The following is a 16,117-nucleotide window of genomic DNA, read 5'->3' as shown; positions in this document are numbered from 1 at the left end:
TTGCTTGAGGCAACCAATCCTCCTAACCTCCCGCGTGACAAATGACAGGGGGAGCGAGGCGATGGCCGGCACAGTACTGGTAACCGGCGGCACCGGCTACATCGGCGGTGAGGTGATCGACCAGCTGCTGGCCAAGGGTTACAGCGTCCACACCACCGTCAGGAACAAGGCCAGAAGCGAACCGAAATTGCGTGCGCGCTGGGCCGATGCCGGGGATCGGTTCGAGGTTTTCGAGGCCGATTTGATGAGCGATGCCGGCTGGGCCGAGGCCAATGCCGGCTGCGATGCGGTGGCGCATGTCGCCTCGCCGTTCCCCCTCGGCGTGCCCAAGGACAAGGACGAGCTGGTCCTGCCCGCGCGCGAGGGCACGCTGCGCGCGCTCAAGTTCGCGCAGGAGGCGGGGATCGCGCGTTTCGTCCAGACCAGCAGCGCGGCGGCCATCGCCTACGGCCAGCCGGAAAAGGACCATTTCACGCATCTCGACTGGACCGATCTGACCGCCGGCGTGCCGCCCTATATCGAGAGCAAGACGGTGGCCGAACGCGCCGCGCGCGACTGGGTGGCGATGCATGCGCCGACCATGGCCTTCTGTTCGGTCAACCCGGTCGCGGTGTTCGGTCCGGTCTATGACGACGACATGTCGACCAGCGTCGAACTGGTGAAGAAGATCATCGACGGATCGATCCCGCTGATCCCCGACATGGGCATCTGCGTGACCGACGTGCGCGACGTGGCCGAGGCGCATGTCCGCGCGATCGAGGCACCGGCCGAGGCGGTCCGCGGAGAGCGTTTCCCGACCTCGGAGAAATTCCTCTGGCTGCGCGAGATGGCCGATGTGGTCCGCGCGCGCGTGCCCGAACATGCGGGCAAGGTGCCCAGGCGGCCGATGCCCGACTGGCTGGTCAGGCTGCTCGCGCTGTTCATGGACGAGATGAAACAGATCAAGGGCGAACTCGGCAATATTCGCGACGTCTCGGGCAAGCATACCGAGGAAGTGCTCGGCTTCCGCTTCATTCCGGCGGAACAGACGCTCGAGGATACCGTTCGCAGCCTCGTGGAAAAGGGAATCGTGAAAGCCTGATGGACATCAAAGGCAAGCGCGTGCTCCTCACCGGAGGCACGGCGGGTATCGGCGAACAGATGGCGTTGCAGCTCAAGGCCAAGGGCGCCGAGGTGATCGTTACCGGCCGGTCGCTCAAGCGGCTCGAGGCGATGCGCAAGGCCGGCTTCGAGGCCATCGAGGCCGATCTGCATACCCCGCTCGGGGCCGAGCGGATCCTCCATGCGCTGGGCGATCGCACGATCGACGTGCTGGTCAACAATGCGGGGCAGGGGGTCGATCACGATTTCCGCGAGGAAGCGCCCGATCCCGATGCGGCGGACGACTGCATCTATGCCAATCTCAACACGCCGATCCGGCTGATCACCGCGCTGGTCCCGCGCCTGAAAGAGCGGCCGCAAGCGGCGATCGTCAACGTCACCAGCGGACTCGCCATCGCGCCGCGCGCGGGCGGGCCGGTCTATTGCGCGACCAAGGCGGCGCTGCGCAGCTATACGCAGGCGATCCGCGCGCAGCTGGCCGACACCCCTATCGCGGTGATCGAGGCGTTGCCGCCGGTGGTCGACACGCAGATGACCGCCGGGCGCGGCAACCGGAAGATGCCGCCCGCGGAATGCGCCCGGCAGATCATCCATGCGCTCGAAAAGGGGCAGCCCGAAGCCAATGTCGGCATGGTCAAGGTGCTCAAGGCGGTCCATTCGGCCTCGCCCGCGCTGGCACGCAAGGTGATGCTGCGGTTCTGATCGGGACGCCGCCGCCCTGTGCATTGCCTCTCTCGCCCAGTCTCGCCACAAGGCGCATGAAACGAATCGCTGACGGGAAATCCACATGAACATGCTGGCGTCGCGCGGGCAGCTGCGCGCAAGTTTCATTCGCTGGGCGCTCTTCACCGTCCCGCTGGTCGTGTTGCTCGGCTTCCTTGCCGGCCAGCTCGGCAGTCCCGACACCGCCTGGTTCGCCAGCCTCGAAAAGCCGGCGATCTTCCCCGAGCCCAAGTGGTTCGGAATCGTCTGGACGGTGCTCTACGTGATGATCGGCTTTGCCGTGGCGATCGTCGCCTCGGCCTGGGGCGCGCGCGGGCGCAGCGCGGCGCTGGGCGCCTTTGCGGTGCATTTCGTCCTCAACCTCGCCTGGAGTTACGTCTTTTTCGGCGCGCAGCAGATCACCGGAGCGCTTTACCTGCTGGTCGGCATTGTCCTCACGTTGCTGGTGGTGATCGCGCTGTTCTGGCGTGTCCGCCGGGGCGCGGCGCTGCTGCTGCTGCCCTATCTCGTCTGGGTCTGCTTCGCGAGCGTGCTCAACTACCAGTTTCTCCAGCTGAACCCGGGTGCGGACGGCGGCGAGATTCCCGACGGCGCGGTCGAGCGGGTAAGGATTTGACTTTTGGTTGCGTGCGGTCAGGACCTCCGTCCTGACCTTTCGGCACCGGCCCACTCCCCACCCGGCCACCCACGGCACGGTATGCTAAAGGTAGCCGGGTAGGGGAGTGGGCCGCAACAGCCGCAAGCTATCGACGAAGGTCGGTAGCGCACCGGACAAGAGCTCTGGACAAAATCGCCGCCGCAAACCATTTGGACGCCATGCAGAGCCAGAACCCCTTGATCGCCGACTTCGTCAAACTCGCCAATTCGGCGGCCGGAACGCTGGCCGGCATGGGCCGCGAGGCACGCGATGCGGCGCGCGAACGGGCGAAGGAAACCTTCGGCGGCATGGATTTCGTCAGCCGCGAGGAATTCGACGCGGTCAAGGCGATGGCGAGCAAGGCGCGCGAAGAGGCCGAAGATCTCAAGGCCCGCGTCGCGGCGCTGGAAGCCAAGATCAAGTGACCCGCGCCCCTGCCGCAGGGTAGGGACGCGATATGCAGCTCACCGCACCCGCCATCCTCGTCGCTGCACGCCCGCATGGCGAGACGGCGGTGATCGCGCGGCTGCTGACCGAGGCGAACGGGCTCGTCGCCGCCTATGTCGCGGGCGGGCGCGGGCGGCAGCTGCGTCCCGTCGTCATTCCCGGAAACGTGGTCCAGGCCGAGATCCGCGCGAAATCCGACAGCCAGCTGCCCTTCGCACGGATCGAACTGGTGACCAGCCGCGGGCCGTGGCTGGGCGAGCCGCTGCCGTCCGCCGCCATTGCCTGGGCGACCGCGCTGACCGCCGCCGCGCTGCCCGAGCGCAACCCCTATCCCTCGCTCCATGCCGCGCTCGGCGGTTTGCTCGACGCGATCTGCTCGGCGGGCGCGGCGCGCGACTGGGTCGCGGCGCTGGCGCTCTACGAGGCGCTGCTCCTGCGCGAGCTCGGCTATGGTGGAGAGCGGCCTGCGATAGCGGACCTTGGCCAGGCTCTGGAAATTCTCGACCGCCAGGAGCCGCTTATCGCGCGCTACCTGCTTGCCGACACGCGCGCCGACGTCCTAGCTGCGCGGCAACTCCTGAGGCAGCGACTGGCACGGATGGTCTCCTAGACCAGTCATTGCGAGGAGCCGAAGGCGACGAAGCAATCCATGGCGCTTCGTCTGCCGCAAGCTCCCGGTCCATGGATTGCCGCGCGGCTGCGCCGCTCGCAATGACGAGGTATGGTGTGAAGATAGCAGTTTTCCCCGGCGACGGGATCGGTCCCGAAGTGACGGCGCAGGCGCTGCGCGTGCTGGATGAGCTGTCGCTCCCCGGGCTGACGCTGTTCGAGGGCGATGTCGGCGCCGTCGCCTATCGCCGCCACGGCCACCCGCTGCCTGGTGAGACGCTGGACATGGCCCGCGCCGCCGACGCCGTGCTGTTCGGCGCGGTGGGCGATTTTGCCTGCGACGACCTCCCACGCGACCTGCGGCCCGAACAGGCGATCCTCGGCCTGCGCCGTGAACTCGGCCTGTTCGCCAATCTGCGCCCCGCGGCGGGCTTTCCCGGGCTCGAGCACCTCTCCTCGCTCAAGCCCGAGGTCGCGCGCAGCATCGACCTGCTCGTCGTGCGCGAACTCAATGGCGACGTCTATTTCGGCGACAAGGGCGAACGGATGAGCGAGGGCGGGCGCGAGGGCTGGGACGCGATGTCCTATAACGAGGCCGAGGTGCGCCGCATCGCGCACACCGCCTTCCGCGCCGCCAGGGGGCGGGGCAAGAAGCTGACCAGCGTCGACAAGGCCAATGTCCTCGAGACGAGCCGCATCTGGCGCGAGACCGTGAGCGCGGTAGCCGAGGACTACCCCGAGGTCGAACTCGAGCACATGTATGTCGACAATGCCGCCATGCAGCTGGTGAAATCGCCCGGCCAGTTCGACACCATCGTCACCGGCAACCTCTTCGGCGATATCCTTTCCGACCAGGCGAGCGCCTGCGTCGGCTCGATCGGCTTGCTCGCCAGCGCCAGCCTCGGCGAGCGGCAGACCGAGTTCGGCACTTTCGGCCTCTACGAGCCGATTCACGGCAGCGCGCCCGACATCGCCGGGCAGGGCAAGGCCAACCCCGTCGCGGCGGTGCTCAGCCTCGCCATGCTGCTGCGTCACTCGTTGGGGCGCGAGCAAGACGCCGCGCGGATCGAGCGCGCGGTCGAGGGCATTCTCGCCGATGGCGTGTTCGGCGGCGATCTCGGCGGCAGCGCCTCGACCAGCGAGATCGGCGATGCGATTGTTAGGAAGATGGTAACCACATCTTGAGGAATGGCGCCTAACCGGGTCATGCAATGGATATGACACCGCAGACGCAGCCCGACGCGGCCTCCGCGCCCCTTGCCAGCGCCCGTCCGCTCGAACTGGCGATCATCCTGCCGACGCTCAACGAGCGCGACAATCTCGCGCCGCTGGTCGAGCGGATCGAGGGGGCGCTGGGCACCTCGGGCTGGGAAGTGCTGATCGTCGACGACAATTCCTCCGACGGCACCAGCGACGAAGCGCGCCGGATCGCTTTGACCGACCCGCGCGTCCGCGTGATCCAGCGGATCGGTCGCCGCGGCCTTTCGAGTGCCGCAATCGAAGGCTTCTGCGCCACCGCCGCCCCCTATGTCGCGGTGATGGATGCCGACCACCAGCACGATCCCCGGCTCCTCGTCGACATGCTCGCCGCGGTGAAATCGGGTGAGGCCGATGTCGCCGTCGCCAGCCGCTTTGCCGAGGGGGCGAGCATGGAGGAATGGGGCCGGCCCGACCGCGAGAAGCTGTCGAGCGTCGCCAACATGCTTGCGCGCAAGCTCACCGGGGTCGAACTGAGCGACCCGATGAGCGGCTTCTTCCTGCTGCCCAGCGCCACCGCGCGCGCCCTGGTCCCGGGGCTTTCGGGGATCGGATTCAAGATCCTCCTCGACCTGCTCGCCACGTCCGAAACGCCGCTCAAGGTGAAAGATTTTCCGATGAATTTTTCCGCCCGCCGCTCCGGCGAATCGAAACTGGACCGTGCCATCGCGCTCGATTTCCTCGCCGGCCTTTACGACAAGAGCTTCGGCCGCGTGATCCCGACGCGGTTCGCGCTGTTCGGCACGGTCGGGGTGATCGGCATCGGCGTGCACATGGCGATCCTCTATGCGTTCCTGCTGCTCGGCGGGGCCGATTTCAGCTGGAGCCAGGCGGTCGCGACTTTCGGCGCGATGAGCTTCAACTTCTGGCTCAACAACTTCCTCACCTATCGCGACAAGCGGCTGAGCACGCCCAAGGGCATCTTCTGGGGCTGGGCGAGCTTCATCGTCGCCTGCTCGATCGGCGCCTTCGCCAATGTCGCGGTGGCGACGACGCTGCACGATCGCGGGCTGCACACGATGGCCGCCGCGCTGGTCGGTATCGGCATCGGTTCGGTGTGGAACTACGCCCTGTCGAGCCGCTTCGTCTGGGGCAGGTATTAGGTTTTGCGCCGTGCGGTCGGGACCTCCGTCCTGACCTTTCGGCACCGGCCCACTCCCCCACCCGGCCACCCACGGCACGATACTGGTCGGGTGGTCGGGTGGGGGAGTGGGCCGGTGCAGCTGCAAGCTAGCGACGGACGTCGCTAGCGTACCCGAAAAGCGCCTATCGCCAGCTGTCGAGCCAGGTCCACACGGCAAAGCTGTCCGGGCCTTCGAGCGGTGCGGCGCTGAGGATCGGGTAGAACCACGCGAACATCAGCACGCTGCCGATAACGGGGGCAAGCGCGGTCTTGCGCCAGCCATTGCGCCACAATGCGTCGCCGGCGAGCGCCAGCGCGGCGAGCAGCGCCATGCTCGGCAGCGCGTAGTGATAATAGAACTGCACCGGCTTGGCGGCGACAATCCAGAAGCCGAGGCTGGCGGCATAGAGCACCGTCACTGCCAGCGCGGCCCAATGGCGGCGGATGACACCGTGCCAGGCGCACCAGGCGAGCGCGGGCAGGCCGAGCGCCATGGTCAGCGGATTGCCGATCAGCATGATCCCGCGCTGTACGCCCGCAACCGGCTCGTAGAGGTACCAGATCGAGCGGACATTCAGGACCCATTGCTCCCAGCTCGACTGGTAGGGGTGCGGTTTCAGGACCTGTTCCTGTTGCGAGAGCATGAACTGGTGGTGGAACGCCAGCCCCTCGGCGATGGGGTGGATGCGGAAGAAGAAGGCGGGGAGGAAGGTCGCGGCATAGACCGCCAGCGGCACGATGCCGAGCCATAGCGCGGCCTCGATCAGCGTGGTCCCCGGCACCGGCGCGCCGCGGCGGCTGCGGAACAGGCGGCGGCGCCCGGCCGCCGCGCGCGCGAAGAAGAAGGCGAGGCCGGGCAGCATGGCGACGACCAGCGCGTTCCACTTGGCCCCCATGGCGAGGCCCAGCGCAATGCCCGTCAGCGCCAGCCGCCAGCGGCCCTGCTCGGGCTGGCGGACCGCGGCGGCGAACTGCCAGGCGGCGAGCGCGAGGAAGGCGAGGTAGAAGATATCCAGCATCGCGATGCGCGCATGGACGAAGAGGTGGAAACCCGTCGCCAGCAGCACGCCATAGGCGAGCGTGGCGAAGCGGCTGAGCGTGCCGAACCACAGCGCGCGCATCGCGGCAAACAGCGCCAGCGTGCCGAACAGGCTGGGCATCAGCCGCCAGCCCCAGGGGTTGTCGCCGAATGCCGCGATACCGAGCGCGAGCAGTTCCTTGCCGACCAGCGGATGTTCGCGATTGGTGAATTCGCGCAGGGCCAACAGCTCGCGTGCGGCGGGCAGGTAATGGATCTCGTCGAAATAGGGGTGGGTGACGACGGTCAGGTAGGGCAGGCAGGCGAGCCAGAAGACCAGCGCCAGCGCGGCGCACCAGCGTAAGGGATCCCTCGGTTGCTCGGGCGCGCGGCTCATCGCCGAGCGGCTTAGAAAGGCCGCACGCCCGCTTCAAGTGCTAAGCTTCGGGAGCGGAGCGCTTTTCCAGCCAGAACAGGCGGGCGACCATGGCGAGCAGGCCGATGCTGGCGGTCGCGGCGACAAACAGCAGCCACAGCGGCACCGCCATGCCCTGCGCGCGGGCGCGCGGCACCACGAAGAAACAGGCGGTGCCGAGCGCGAACAGCAGGTCCCACCACACTTGCACGCCCCACAGGTTCGACGTGTGGTTGAGCCACACCGGCATGACGCCTTCGCTGGCGATGGTCACCGCAGTGAAGGCGCCGAAACCGGCTGCAAGCATAGCGGCGAGCAGCGGACTGCCCGTCTCTTCGCGGGCGGTCAGGATATAGGCGAGGGCGGCCAACGCGGCCACGAGCCCGGCGAGGAAGAGGATTACGTGCGGTGTCATGAGGGCAGCCTTCCGATCTGTATGTAGCGAGTGCTACACTTGTAGCGATTTGTAGCACTCGCTACAAGTGGTGGATGTCGCTCGCTCGCATGTCCCGCGAAACGCTGCTGCCACTGCTCGCCGCGCATGTGATGGAGCACGGGCTCGCAGATGCCTCGCTGCGCCCGCTCGCGAAGGCGGCGGGGACCAGCGATCGCATGCTGATCTATCATTTCGGCAACAAGGACGCGCTGGTCGCGGCGCTGCTCGAATATCTCGCCGGCCTGTTCGCTGCCGCACTCGATTCCGCTTTTCCGCAGGAGCGCAGCGCATCGCGCCGTGCCTGCGCGGAAACGGTCTACACGATCACCGGGCGTCCCGAGTTTGCACCCTTCTTCCGCGTCTGGTGGGATATCGTCGCGGGCTGCTCGGCCGGGAATGGCGCCTATCTCCACGCGGCAGGCGCGATGATGGACGTGTTGCTCGACTGGGTGGTCGACCACTTGCCCGCGGACGATCCCGACCCGCGGGGCGGCGCGCGCGCGGTGCTGGCGGTGATCGAAGGCGCGCAGATGCTGCGCGCGGTCGGCCGCGGCGACGTCGGCGAAGCGGGGCTTGCCGCGCTGGAAGGCTGAGCCGCTTGCTGCGCCCGCGCGCCGTGCTATCCCGCTGCCCATGAAGAAGACCACCGGCATGGACCGCTCGATCACCAGCGCATGGCGCCCCGCGACGCAGGCGGTGCGCGGCGGCACCTGGCGATCGGAGCATGGCGAGACGAGCGAGGCGCTGTTCCTCACCTCGGGCTATACCTACGACGACGCGCAGACGGTGGCCGACCGCTTCGCGGGCGAGGCCGAAGGGATGACCTATTCGCGCCTGCAGAACCCCACCGTCGCCATGCTGGAAGAACGCATCGCGCTGATGGAAGGGGCCGAGGCCTGCCGCGCACAGGCGAGCGGGATGGCGGCGATGACCACCGCGCTGCTGTGCCAGCTCTCGGCCGGCGATCACGTGGTCGGCGCGCGCGCCGCGTTCGGTTCGTGCCGCTGGCTGCTCGACCACCTGCTGCCGCGCTTCGGGATCGAGACCAGCGTGGTCGACAGCGCCGACGATCATGCCTGGGAGGCCGCGATCCGGCCCAACACAAAGGTGTTCTTCTTCGAGACTCCGGCCAACCCGACGCTCGACGTGGTCGATCTCACGCATGTCTGCGGGGTGGCGAAGGCGCATGGCATTACCACCGTGGTCGACAATGCCTTCGCCACCAGCGCGCTGCAGAAGCCGATGGAGTTCGGCGCCGACGTGGTCGCCTACAGCGCGACCAAGCTGATGGACGGGCAGGGCCGGGTGCTGGCAGGCGCGGTCTGCGGTTCGCAGCAGTGGATCGACGAGGTGCTGCTGCCCTTCCAGCGCAACACCGGTCCCAATATCGCGCCCTTCAACGCCTGGGTGGTGATGAAGGGGCTCGAAACGCTCGACCTGCGCGCGCGGCGGCAGAGCGCGAACGCAGTCGAACTGGGCCGCTTCATCGAGCCGCGCGTGCCGAAAATCCTCCACCCCGGCCTGCCGAGCCATCCGCGCCACGAACTCGCAACGCGGCAGATGGTCGCCACGGGTCCGATCTTCGCGCTCGACGTGGGCGACCGCGCGACCGCCTTCGCGCTGCTCGACGCGCTCGAGCTGGTCGACCTGTCGAACAATATCGGCGATTCGCGCAGCCTGATGTGCCACCCGGCAAGCACGACGCATGCCGGGATGACGCAGGAGGATCGCGATGCCATGGGCGTGACCGAGGGCCTGTTGCGGATCAATGTCGGGCTCGAGGATGTCGAGGACCTCAAGGAGGATCTCGACCGCGCGCTGACGGCGGCGGGGCTCTAGCGCCGCCAGCCGTTGCGGATCGCGATCCGTTCCAGCTCCTTGCCCAGCGCATGCGCGCTGCCCATGGCGATCGGATAGCGCGCGTCGTCGGTCAGCGCGCCGTGGACGTCGAGCCCCGCGCCGCCGACCAGCGCCATCAGCAGCCCCTCGTCGCGCGTCATCCCCGCCGCGCAGCAGGGCGCGAGCAGGATCCTGCGCCGCGAACTGCGCGAGAGATCGAGTACCAGCGCGCGGGCCAGCACCAGCAGCTTGCGGAAATCGGTCCCCGCCGCGTCGAGCGCCAGCAGGCTCGCACGGGCATCGTGCAGCCCGTGCGCGGCCAGCCGCCGCAGGATCACCAGGCCGAGCGTCTGGTGGCGCCGCGCGGGCAGCGGCAGGTCGAGGGCGGACGAATCATGCGAATTGGCCATGCGATCTCCTTGGAGGTCCATCGTATGCTATTGCAAATCATTCGCAAGGAAAGAGTCGCGGCTTTCCCCCCCGGTGCCGCGTTCGCGCTAGCGACCGCGATAGGGTTCGCATGCCACCCCGTCGTTGTCGCGGTCGAGCGCGGGGCGATAGCCCGGCTGGCCGCGATAGATCGGGGCGGCGCCCGCCGCGCGCGCGGCCGCGCAATTGGGGAAGTAGACATCGCCCCGCAACTGGGCGGCCGGGGCCTGCTGCGTCGGGCGCCGGTTGCGGTGGCAGTGATAGCCGCCGGTCTTGCGGTTGTTGTGGCATCCCTCGGCGTTGAGCCCGCCCGGATGCGCGAACGCGGGAGGCGGTGGGCCGGCGAATAGCGCCAGCGGAAGAAGCAGCGCGATGGTTTTCATCCTCGCATCTCTGGCGGCAAGACGTTACCCGAGGCAAAAGAAGGAGGGTAAATTGACCGAGCCTACCGTCGAATACATTTTCGATTTCGCCGCGCCCAACGGCTATCTCGCCTGGTACCCGCTCAAGGACGTGGTCGCGCGCACCGGGGCGCGGCTCACGGTCACGCCGGTGTTCCTCGGCGGGATGCACAAGCTTACCGGCAATGCCCCGCCGATGGTCCGCGATGCCGGTGTGAAGGGGAAGGTGGCCTATGCCGCGCTCGAATTCCGGCGCTTCCTCGATCGCCACGGCATGGACCGGTTCCACATGCATCCCGCGCTGCCGTTCAACTCGATCCTGCTCCAGCGCGTGCTCGTCGCCGCGCGGGACGAGGCCGAGCGGCAGGCGATCGTCGAGGCGCTGCTGCCCGCGGTGTGGGAACGCAACATCGATTGCGGCGACGCCGGTGCGGTCGGGAGCGCGCTGGCCCAGGCCGGTCTCGATGCCGAGCGCCTGCTCGCCGCGACGCAGGATGCGGGCGTCAAGGCGCGGCTAGCCGAGAACACCGAGCACGCCGTCGGACGCGGCGCCTTCGGCATCCCGACCTTTTTCGTCGATGGAGAAATGTGGTTCGGCAAGGAACGTCTCGGCCAGCTCGAGGAATTTCTCGCCGGCGGCAAACCCTGAACCGGCGCGCGTCCATCTGCGCCAAGCGCTTGTTTAACCGCGCTGAATCGCCCGCGCTTGGGGGATAAGTGCAACCGACGGGTTGCGTGGGTCCACGGCCCCTCTACATTGGTAGGGTGATCAAGGAACTTTTCCAGCATGCCGCCATCACCCACGGGATCACCGTGCGCGTGGCGGTGAACTTCCTGCCCGAGCAGTCACGGCCCGAGGCGGGCAAGTGGTTCTGGGTCTATCACATCCGCATCGAAAACGGTTCGCACGAACGGGTCCAGCTGCTGACCCGCCACTGGCGGATCACCGACGGGCGCGGGCTGGTCAACCATGTCGACGGCGAAGGCGTGGTCGGCGAACAGCCGGTGCTGATGCCCGGCCAGAGCCACGATTACGTCAGCGGCTGCCCGCTCGATACGCCGCATGGCTCGATGGAAGGCTTCTACACTTTCCATGCCGAGGACGGCTCGCCGCTCGAAGTGCGGATTCCCTTCTTCCCGCTCGCCGCCCCGGCCACCGCTACCTGAACCTTGTCAGCGCATCGGCGCGAGGTCGGATTCGCCCTCGGCGGTGATTTCGCGACCGACGGCTTTCTTGGCCTTGGCCTCGAGTTCAGGCGTCAGCTTCGTCGAGCGTCCTAGTATGGCGTCGCCCGTGCCCATTTCGCCATTGGCCTCGATATCGGCGAGCAACAGCTTCATCTCGGCGATTTCCTTGATCTGCGCCTCGATGATGCTGTCGGCCAGCTTGCGCACGCGCGGATCGCTGATCCGGGCACGCTTGCTGGTCAGGATGGCGATCGAATGGTGCGGGATCATCGCTTTCATCCAGGCTTCGTCCTCGATCGTCTGCTGGCTGCGAACCAGCCACAGGAACAGCCCGCCGAAGACGAAGGCGGCGGCGAACACCAGCAGCTTGACGGTGCGCGACTGGTACATCCCCCACATGAAGCCGAGCATCACCACGATCATCGCGCAGCCCATCAACAGCGCCATCCACATGCGCGTCTGGCTGAAGAAGGCGTGGTCGATCGCCCAGCTGTTGAAATAGGTCAGCACGAACATGGTCACGACCGAGGTCGCGATCATGGCGAAAAAGGTGGTCCATTTGCCATGCCCACCGTGGCTCTGAGAGCTATCCATCGAAGTTCCCCTGTGTTTTCCCGACCAACGGAAGACACGAGGGGGCGGTTCCGAATTAGAGGTCCTGGTCCTCGCTCACACCGGAGAAGTCGAACCTGCCGATCTTGATCTTCGGCTTGAGGTCGAGCCATTCGGCGAGGATCTCGAAATCGAGGGTCGCGGGGTAGTTCGCCAGCGCGGCGCGGCTTTCGTCCAGGCGCAGCACCAGGCTCTTCTTTTTGCGCCGCAGCGCACTGGTGGTCAGCGAGACCTTGCTGCCGCCGCCCAGGCGCCGCGCGAGGCGGAAGCCGAGGCCCCAGGTCATGCCTTCGCGCAAATCGTCGTCGCTGGCGAGCTCGCGCAGTTTGGTGGGCAGTTCGGTGCGGCCCATGCTGCCGAACAGCGCAGCGCAGATCATTGCCCGCCCGCGCGCATCAAGATCGATCCAGCGCTTGCCCAGCGACCATTCGACCGCGTGGCTGACCCGCAAATTGGGCTCGACGCGCTGAAGCGCGCCCGACAGTTGGGCGGCGGCGAGCCGAAGCCGCTCGTTCACCCTTCCGTCGCCATCGGCGAGGTCGACCGTCCAGGCGACAAGCAGTGTCGCCTCGGTGATCGACGCATCGCGCGGCGCGGCATAGGCGGTGACGCCCGCGAGGAGCGGATCGGCCTGCATCTGCGCCGGATTGAGTCGCGAATAAAGCAGGCCTTCGCGGATCCCCCACGATGAAAACACCAGCTCGTCGGGGCCTATCTCGTCGAGCAGCGGGCGCAGCAAGGCGGCGGCATCGGGCAGGTAATGCGCGCGCATCGGGGTGATACCGCTGATCTCCATCAGATCTTCGGGCCTGGCGCCGACGAGTTCCTCCGCCAGCCGCCGCGCATCGTCGGGCAGCAGCGTGAAGCCGTGCGGATCGGTCAGCGGATAGTCGGACGAGCGCATCGCATAAGCGGCAAGCGCGCGCCATGTGCCGCCGATCATATACATCGGCCCGGGATGCGCCGAGGCCCAGCCGACCGAAGCGAGCTGATCGTGCACCGCAACCTCGAAAGCCTTAGCCCCGGCTTCGCGCAAGGCGGGCAGGCGCAGCGTGCCGAGCCTGAGGCTCGCGGCCTCGTGGCACGTGTTGTCGGCCACCGAGACCAGTTCGAGGCTGCCCCCGCCGAGATCGGCCACCACACCCCGCGCGCCGGGGAAGGCACCCAATGCGCCCATCGCCGAGGCACAGGCTTCCTCTTCGCCCGAGAGCAACCGCGGCGCGAGGCCCAGATCGGCCACGCGGCCGAGGAATTCGGCGCCGTTTTCGGCATCGCGCGTAGCGGCGGTGGCCACCGTCTGGACATCCTCGATCCCCAGATCGCCGAGGATCAGCGCGTAACGTGCGAGCGCGGCCAGCGCCTCGTCCGCCGCTTCTTCGGGAATACGCCCCGTGTCCGAAAGGTCGCGGCCGAGCCGGGCGGCCACCTTCTCGTTCCACACCACTTCGGGCGCCCGACCGGTGCCTTCGTAGATCACCATGCGCACCGTGTTCGAACCGATATCGATCACCGCGCGCGGGGGCTGGATCAGCCGCCGCTGCCACTTGGCCGAACGCGATTTGTTCACCGCGCCCGATCTTTCAGCGTCAGGCGGGGGACCTCGTGGTCGGCCAGCGCCGCGCCGCGTCCCGACAGCGAGGGATTGGCCATGAAATACTGGTGGCAATTGAACCCGCCTTCGCCCTGTCGCAGGCGGTGGTACTGGCCATCGGGTTCGAGCTGCCAGCTCTGTTCGGTGTCGAGGATATTAGCGAGCATGACCTGCCCCAGCACCTGGTCGTGGACGGTCTTGTTGGTGATCGGCACCAGCACCTCCACACGGTGTTCGAGATTGCGGCTCATGGCATCGGCGCTGGTCAGGAAAACCCTGGCCTGGCGGCTGGGCAGCGCCTTGCCGTTGGCGAAGGCCCAGATGCGCGAATGTTCGAGGAAGCGCCCGATCACCGACTTGACGCTGATGTTTTCCGATATCCCCGGCAATCCGGCGCGAAGCGAGCAGATCCCGCGCACCACCATGCGGATTTCGACTCCGGCCTGGCTGGCTTCGTAAAGCTTGTCGATCATCGCCTTGTTGGTGATCGAATTGAGCTTCACCCAGATCCCGGCGGGCTTGCCCGCGGCCGCATTCGCGATTTCCCCGTCTATCAGCTCATAGAGCTTTTCCTGCAGCCCGATCGGCGACACGGCGATCTTTTCGAGGTCGTCGGGCTCGATATAGCCGGTGATGAAATTGAACATCTTGGCGGCATCGCGCCCCAGCGCGGCATCGGCGGTGAAGAAGCTCAAATCGGTGTAGATCTTGGCGTTGACGGGGTGGTAGTTGCCGGTGCCGAAGTGGCAATAGGTGCGGTAGCCGTCCTCCTCGCGGCGGACCACCAGGCTGACCTTGGCGTGGGTCTTCCAGTCGGTGAAGCCGTAGATCACCTGCACCCCGGCGCGCTCCAGCTCGCTCGCCCAGTGGATGTTGCGTTCCTCGTCGAAGCGGGCCTTCAGCTCGACCACGGCAGTCACCGCCTTGCCGTTCTGCGCCGCCTCGATCAGCGCCGCGATCACCGGCGACTGGTCGCCCGCACGATAGAGCGTCTGCTTGATCGACATCACCGCCGGATCGCGCGCCGCCTGGCTGAGGAAATCGACCACCACGTCGAAACTCTCGAACGGGTGGTGGATGACGATGTCCTTCTCGCGGATGGCGGCGAAACAGTCGCCGTCATGCTCGAGGATGCGTTCGGGATAGCGCGGGGCGAAGGGTTCGAATTTCAAATCGGGCCGCGCTTCGTTGCAGATCGCGGCGAGGTCGGCGAGGCCCAGCATGCCGCCGGTCTTGACGATCATCGCCTCCTCGACCTCGAGCTGTTCGCGCAGCAGCGCTTCGGCCACTTCGTCGCAATCGTCGTCGAGTTCGAGCAATACCGTGCGCCCGCGGCGGCGGCGCTGGATGGCGGTGCGGAAATAGCGCACCAGGTCCTCGGCCTCCTCCTCGACCTCGATGTCGCTGTCGCGAATGACGCGGAAGATACCGTCGCCGAGCACCTTGAAGCCGGGGAAGAGCTGGTCGGCGAAGCGTGTCACCAGCTGTTCGATCGCGACATAGACCGCCTGCTCGCCGGGCACGCGCACGAAGCGCGGTGCGCCGCTGGGGATCAGCACCATCTCGATCAGGTCGGCCTTGCGCTTGCCGCGCTTGAGCCGGAAGATCACCCCGATCCCCTGGTTGGCGACGAAGGGGAAGGGGTGGCTCGGGTCGATCGCCTGCGGGGTGATCAGCGGCAGGACGTCGCTTTCGAAATAGTCGGCGAGCCATTGCTGCTGGCCCTTCGCGAGATCGTCGATCGCCGAGATCAGGATGCCTTCCTCGGCAAGCAGGGCGCGCAGCGTGTCGAGGCTGTCCTGCTGGCGGTCCTCGAGCGCGGAGACCTGTTCGCGGATCGCCTCGAGCTGCTGGCGCGGGCTGGCGCCGTCGATGCCCTGCGTCTCGATCCCGCGCTGGACCTGCCCTTCGAGCCCGGCGATGCGGACCATGGTGAATTCGTCGAGATTGCTTGCCGAGATCGACAGGAAGCGCAGCCGTTCGAGCAGCGGGTAGCGGGTGTTCTCGCTCTCGGCGAGCACGCGGCGGTTGAACGACAGCCAGCTCAGTTCGCGATTGGTATAGCGATCCCGCGGCGCGGCGGGCGCTTCGGGTCCGGCGTCGTTGGCCGGGATGCTGCGGGATGCTTCGGCGGTCATGCGGGCGTGCTTTCGGGCATGGTCCTCGATTATGACGGAACGGTTACAATGTGGCTGCGCGAACGGCTATAGCAAAGCATTTGTTTCGACGAGCGAATTGGGTGGATTGTTAAACGCTTGTCGGAAAGCGAATTTTCTCCAGCGAAGCTTGCA

18 protein-coding genes are annotated in these 16,117 nt (G+C 67.0%); 11 read left to right on the top strand and 7 right to left on the bottom strand.

The window, feature by feature from the left end; genetic code table 11:
- The first annotated feature begins 61 nt into the window (after window positions 1-61).
- From ACEQZ0_RS00220 to ACEQZ0_RS00190, 7 genes are all read left to right on the top strand, one after another.
- A complete protein-coding gene (locus ACEQZ0_RS00220; protein WP_370187044.1) occupies window positions 62-1,081 on the top strand; it encodes an NAD-dependent epimerase/dehydratase family protein in 1,020 nt (339 codons plus the stop codon).
- Window positions 1,081-1,803 (top strand): SDR family oxidoreductase, encoded by a 723-nt coding sequence (locus tag ACEQZ0_RS00215; protein ID WP_370187041.1) that lies wholly within the window; start codon window positions 1,081-1,083, stop codon window positions 1,801-1,803. The genes ACEQZ0_RS00220 and ACEQZ0_RS00215 overlap by 1 nt, the downstream gene beginning before the upstream one ends.
- Before the next feature lie 85 nt (window positions 1,804-1,888).
- Complete coding sequence (locus ACEQZ0_RS00210) at window positions 1,889-2,440, top strand: TspO/MBR family protein (RefSeq protein WP_370187038.1); 552 nt, start codon at window positions 1,889-1,891, stop codon at window positions 2,438-2,440.
- A 200-nt stretch (window positions 2,441-2,640) separates the two neighbouring features.
- Window positions 2,641-2,886 (top strand): accessory factor UbiK family protein, encoded by a 246-nt coding sequence (locus ACEQZ0_RS00205; protein ID WP_370187035.1) that lies wholly within the window; start codon window positions 2,641-2,643, stop codon window positions 2,884-2,886.
- 32 nt (window positions 2,887-2,918) lie between these two features.
- Window positions 2,919-3,518, top strand: coding sequence for a recombination protein O N-terminal domain-containing protein (locus ACEQZ0_RS00200; protein ID WP_370187034.1), 600 nt, complete (start codon window positions 2,919-2,921; stop codon window positions 3,516-3,518).
- Between the two features lie 116 nt (window positions 3,519-3,634).
- Window positions 3,635-4,702, top strand: coding sequence for a 3-isopropylmalate dehydrogenase (gene leuB / locus ACEQZ0_RS00195; protein WP_370187032.1), 1,068 nt, complete (start codon window positions 3,635-3,637; stop codon window positions 4,700-4,702).
- 32 nt (window positions 4,703-4,734) lie between these two features.
- Window positions 4,735-5,877 carry a glycosyltransferase family 2 protein gene (locus tag ACEQZ0_RS00190; RefSeq protein ID WP_370187030.1) on the top strand — a complete coding sequence of 381 codons (1,143 nt, stop codon included), beginning with the start codon at window positions 4,735-4,737 and terminating at the stop codon, window positions 5,875-5,877.
- Window positions 5,878-6,040: 163 nt separating this feature from the next.
- Here the strand turns inward: ACEQZ0_RS00190 and ACEQZ0_RS00185 are convergent, their stop codons facing one another.
- Entirely contained in the window at window positions 6,041-7,312 is a 1,272-nt protein-coding gene (locus ACEQZ0_RS00185) for a phospholipid carrier-dependent glycosyltransferase (RefSeq protein WP_370187027.1), read from the bottom strand.
- Between the two features lie 40 nt (window positions 7,313-7,352).
- Window positions 7,353-7,745: a hypothetical protein gene (locus ACEQZ0_RS00180; protein ID WP_370187025.1), complete on the bottom strand. Its 393-nt coding sequence runs from the start codon at window positions 7,743-7,745 to the stop codon at window positions 7,353-7,355.
- An 89-nt stretch (window positions 7,746-7,834) separates the two neighbouring features.
- Here ACEQZ0_RS00180 and ACEQZ0_RS00175 point away from each other — a divergent pair, with 89 nt between their 5' ends.
- Window positions 7,835-8,359 carry a TetR/AcrR family transcriptional regulator gene (locus ACEQZ0_RS00175; protein ID WP_370187023.1) on the top strand — a complete coding sequence of 175 codons (525 nt, stop codon included), beginning with the start codon at window positions 7,835-7,837 and terminating at the stop codon, window positions 8,357-8,359.
- A gap of 40 nt (window positions 8,360-8,399) precedes the next feature.
- Window positions 8,400-9,605 (top strand): PLP-dependent aspartate aminotransferase family protein, encoded by a 1,206-nt coding sequence (locus tag ACEQZ0_RS00170; RefSeq protein WP_370187021.1) that lies wholly within the window; start codon window positions 8,400-8,402, stop codon window positions 9,603-9,605.
- Here ACEQZ0_RS00170 and ACEQZ0_RS00165 read toward each other — a convergent pair.
- Together ACEQZ0_RS00165 and ACEQZ0_RS00160 are read right to left on the bottom strand one after the other, a co-directional pair.
- Window positions 9,602-10,015 (bottom strand): DUF6628 family protein, encoded by a 414-nt coding sequence (locus tag ACEQZ0_RS00165; protein WP_370187019.1) that lies wholly within the window; start codon window positions 10,013-10,015, stop codon window positions 9,602-9,604. The two genes, ACEQZ0_RS00170 and ACEQZ0_RS00165, sit on opposite strands and share 4 nt — an antisense overlap.
- Window positions 10,016-10,102: 87 nt before the next feature.
- On the bottom strand, window positions 10,103-10,417 hold the full coding sequence (locus ACEQZ0_RS00160) for an excalibur calcium-binding domain-containing protein (protein ID WP_370187017.1): 315 nt from the start codon (window positions 10,415-10,417) through the stop codon (window positions 10,103-10,105).
- Window positions 10,418-10,469: 52 nt separating this feature from the next.
- Between ACEQZ0_RS00160 and ACEQZ0_RS00155 the strand changes: the two genes are divergently transcribed.
- The gene (locus tag ACEQZ0_RS00155; RefSeq protein WP_370187014.1) at window positions 10,470-11,084 is read left to right on the top strand and encodes a 2-hydroxychromene-2-carboxylate isomerase; all 615 of its coding nucleotides are present in this window, start codon (window positions 10,470-10,472) and stop codon (window positions 11,082-11,084) included.
- A gap of 119 nt (window positions 11,085-11,203) precedes the next feature.
- Entirely contained in the window at window positions 11,204-11,602 is a 399-nt protein-coding gene (apaG, locus tag ACEQZ0_RS00150) for a Co2+/Mg2+ efflux protein ApaG (RefSeq protein WP_370187834.1), read from the top strand.
- Between the two features lie 6 nt (window positions 11,603-11,608).
- Here the strand turns inward: apaG and ACEQZ0_RS00145 are convergent, their stop codons facing one another.
- From ACEQZ0_RS00145 to ACEQZ0_RS00135, 3 genes are read right to left on the bottom strand one after another with little or no spacing between them, the layout of a single operon-like run.
- Window positions 11,609-12,217, bottom strand: a complete 609-nt coding sequence (locus tag ACEQZ0_RS00145; protein ID WP_370187012.1) for a DUF305 domain-containing protein — start codon at window positions 12,215-12,217, stop codon at window positions 11,609-11,611.
- A gap of 55 nt (window positions 12,218-12,272) precedes the next feature.
- Window positions 12,273-13,802 (bottom strand): Ppx/GppA family phosphatase, encoded by a 1,530-nt coding sequence (locus ACEQZ0_RS00140; protein WP_370187010.1) that lies wholly within the window; start codon window positions 13,800-13,802, stop codon window positions 12,273-12,275.
- A complete protein-coding gene (locus ACEQZ0_RS00135) occupies window positions 13,799-15,964 on the bottom strand; it encodes an RNA degradosome polyphosphate kinase (RefSeq protein ID WP_370187008.1) in 2,166 nt (721 codons plus the stop codon). The genes ACEQZ0_RS00140 and ACEQZ0_RS00135 overlap by 4 nt, the downstream gene beginning before the upstream one ends.
- Window positions 15,965-16,117: the final 153 nt, after the last annotated feature.

It is taken from the genome of Qipengyuania sp. (assembly GCF_964227205.1).
Taxonomy (GTDB): Bacteria; Pseudomonadota; Alphaproteobacteria; order Sphingomonadales; family Sphingomonadaceae; genus Qipengyuania.
Note: the sequence above shows the minus strand (reverse complement) of the source record. Positions and strands in the feature narration are given on the sequence as shown.

Coding starts and splice junctions, on each gene's coding strand:
- ACEQZ0_RS00210 (WP_370187038.1), top strand. CDS start 1,889: ATGAACATGCTGGCGTCGCGCGGGCAGCTGCGCGCAAGTTTCATTCGC.
- ACEQZ0_RS00205 (WP_370187035.1), top strand. CDS start 2,641: ATGCAGAGCCAGAACCCCTTGATCGCCGACTTCGTCAAACTCGCCAAT.
- ACEQZ0_RS00165 (WP_370187019.1), bottom strand. CDS start 10,015: ATGGCCAATTCGCATGATTCGTCCGCCCTCGACCTGCCGCTGCCCGCG.
- ACEQZ0_RS00180 (WP_370187025.1), bottom strand. CDS start 7,745: ATGACACCGCACGTAATCCTCTTCCTCGCCGGGCTCGTGGCCGCGTTG.
- ACEQZ0_RS00185 (WP_370187027.1), bottom strand. CDS start 7,312: ATGAGCCGCGCGCCCGAGCAACCGAGGGATCCCTTACGCTGGTGCGCC.
- ACEQZ0_RS00190 (WP_370187030.1), top strand. CDS start 4,735: ATGACACCGCAGACGCAGCCCGACGCGGCCTCCGCGCCCCTTGCCAGC.
- ACEQZ0_RS00160 (WP_370187017.1), bottom strand. CDS start 10,417: ATGAAAACCATCGCGCTGCTTCTTCCGCTGGCGCTATTCGCCGGCCCA.
- ACEQZ0_RS00220 (WP_370187044.1), top strand. CDS start 62: ATGGCCGGCACAGTACTGGTAACCGGCGGCACCGGCTACATCGGCGGT.
- ACEQZ0_RS00200 (WP_370187034.1), top strand. CDS start 2,919: ATGCAGCTCACCGCACCCGCCATCCTCGTCGCTGCACGCCCGCATGGC.
- ACEQZ0_RS00170 (WP_370187021.1), top strand. CDS start 8,400: ATGAAGAAGACCACCGGCATGGACCGCTCGATCACCAGCGCATGGCGC.
- ACEQZ0_RS00135 (WP_370187008.1), bottom strand. CDS start 15,964: ATGACCGCCGAAGCATCCCGCAGCATCCCGGCCAACGACGCCGGACCC.
- ACEQZ0_RS00175 (WP_370187023.1), top strand. CDS start 7,835: ATGTCCCGCGAAACGCTGCTGCCACTGCTCGCCGCGCATGTGATGGAG.
- ACEQZ0_RS00215 (WP_370187041.1), top strand. CDS start 1,081: ATGGACATCAAAGGCAAGCGCGTGCTCCTCACCGGAGGCACGGCGGGT.
- ACEQZ0_RS00145 (WP_370187012.1), bottom strand. CDS start 12,217: ATGGATAGCTCTCAGAGCCACGGTGGGCATGGCAAATGGACCACCTTT.